This window comes from Methanoregula sp. (genome assembly GCF_002835825.1).
Lineage (GTDB): Archaea > Halobacteriota > Methanomicrobia > Methanomicrobiales > Methanospirillaceae > Methanoregula.
Window position 1 is genome coordinate 1 of record NZ_PIZH01000433.1, and the last position, 1,734, is coordinate 1,734.

General features: G+C 52.7%; 5 protein-coding genes. All 5 read right to left on the reverse strand.

All coding sequences use genetic code 11. The features are described from left to right. A partial coding sequence (locus CW742_RS11930; RefSeq protein WP_292420664.1) for a hypothetical protein occupies positions 1–303 on the reverse strand: 303 nt, incomplete at its 3' end. Between the two features lies 1 nt (position 304). Next, on the reverse strand, positions 305–553 hold the full coding sequence (locus CW742_RS11935; protein WP_292420666.1) for a hypothetical protein: 249 nt from the start codon (positions 551–553) through the stop codon (positions 305–307). A gap of 36 nt (positions 554–589) precedes the next feature. Continuing rightward, positions 590–1,033 (reverse strand): hypothetical protein, encoded by a 444-nt coding sequence (locus CW742_RS11940; RefSeq protein ID WP_292420668.1) that lies wholly within the window; start codon positions 1,031–1,033, stop codon positions 590–592. Further along, positions 1,002–1,304: a hypothetical protein gene (locus CW742_RS11945; protein WP_292420670.1), complete on the reverse strand. Its 303-nt coding sequence runs from the start codon at positions 1,302–1,304 to the stop codon at positions 1,002–1,004. The genes CW742_RS11940 and CW742_RS11945 overlap by 32 nt, the downstream gene beginning before the upstream one ends. Before the next feature lie 70 nt (positions 1,305–1,374). Beyond that, positions 1,375–1,527 carry a hypothetical protein gene (locus CW742_RS11950; RefSeq protein ID WP_292420672.1) on the reverse strand — a complete coding sequence of 51 codons (153 nt, stop codon included), beginning with the start codon at positions 1,525–1,527 and terminating at the stop codon, positions 1,375–1,377. Positions 1,528–1,734 lie beyond the last annotated feature (207 nt).

A 1,734-nucleotide genomic window follows, 5' to 3' on the forward strand; every position in this document is an offset into this window, starting at 1 on the left:
ATTGGGAGGGTTGTGCCGAGCCTGCACATTGATAGAGAGCGTGGCCTGCTCAATCTCACCTTTGACATACCGGATATTTGCCCCTACAGTCTCTTTCCTGAGGAGGTTGTTGGTCGGAGATGCGACCTCGTCGCGATGGTCTCCAAAGTACCTGATTGTGACTACAAGAGGGTAATCTTTGAGATTTTCCGATACTTTACACCGGCTTGCATAGTCGACATAGACATCATAAGTCTCTTCCCCAACCACGATCTCTTTCGGGATGCTCTGAAAAACTGCTGCCTTGTCATTCTCCGAGATCATCCTATGTACCTCGATACAGATTCAAGAGGAAGGCTGCAACACCGACCACCGTGGATATTACCAGGGAAATTATTGCTGCGGTTCTTGTAGCGTGTTTCTCGGCACCGCGCCGGACATCCTCGTTCGACTCCAGTGCATTGATCCGGATCTCATGATCTTTCATGCACGTATTCCCATCTGCCAGCGCCTTCAGGACAGAGTCCATCTTTTCGTCGAGACGAATGAGCAGATCGTGGTCGCTATTCTCCATGAAAAAACGAGCGCCGGGGCGGTAAATAAAGAGCGGTCAATATCTGGCAATCTCTTCCCAGTACCACTTCTCGACGAGCTTGACAAGGTTGTCCTTTTGCTCTTCGAAGACCAGTCGTAACAACGGGCGTTCCGGAATGTATTCGGTACCGAACTCGAGGAAATGGGCAACCAGACCTTTCTCGTGTTCGAAGATCCCCACCTCGATAACGGTTTCATCTTTCCCCCGTGCAATCCGCTGGCTCTGGATCAGGTCGAACAGTTCACCGGTATTGATATACACCTTTGAGCTCTTCTTTGCCCGGATTGTTGCCGGGGCGTTCGGAGGCCACGTGGGATCCTGGCTGAGAATCTTCTTTTCAATCTTGTCGGCAAGGTATTCGCCTACCTTTTCTGCGACCCGTCCCCAGGCCGCATTCGTCCGTGCTACCATACGGGGGATGTGGTTCTCATCCCTGATGGTCAGTTGGTCCACCCCCATGTTGTGCGAGCATCTCGGCCCGGCACGCTGTGCTGCAGAATGGGAAGATAATCATGTCGTACCGCTTCTTCGAACTGATGAAAAATTCCTCGAGCTGTTTCTTGGTCATCGGAATAGTCTTCTTGCACTTGGGATTGGTGCACGGGACCTGAACCGTTTGCTCCTTGACCTCGTCCTTGATCTTCAGGGCGGTCGCAAGGGTTTCGCGGTCAATCTCGTCGAGCGGGATCCATTGTTCTTTTCGCTGGTTACCGACGCGGATACGTCGCACAAGGTACGGTTTACCAACCCGATTATATCGAAAATATGCTCGTTCCTGCGGTGCCCCCATGATGGCACTCCTATACGGCTCCCATTTTCACATTAGAGCGACAAACACGCAGGAAATCCGTGACACCCTGGTGGCACGCGAGATCTACCTTTTCCTGCTTGACCTGGGCGAGTTCGTTGATGTACTCGTCCGGGTAGATCCGCCCGGTCCGGTAGTGTATCACAATCGCCGGGATGAGAAGAGGGATCCGGGTCTTGGTGCATGTCGGTCGCTGCGGACAGTCCGCTGTGCAGAAACCGCGGTTTGGGCAAACCGAGATTGCTGATGGGTGTTGAATGCTTGCAGGCATAACTTACGTGTGCGCTCCAATCATAAAAACGGGTCGATTACACCCGTCGTTTCAGCAGATACGCTTTCCTTGGCGAGACCC

Excerpts from the sequence above, each read along its gene's own strand:
- CW742_RS11940 (WP_292420668.1), bottom strand. The coding sequence starts at position 1,033 with ATGGGGGTGGACCAACTGACCATCAGGGATGAGAACCACATCCCCCGT.
- CW742_RS11935 (WP_292420666.1), bottom strand. The coding sequence starts at position 553 with ATGGAGAATAGCGACCACGATCTGCTCATTCGTCTCGACGAAAAGATG.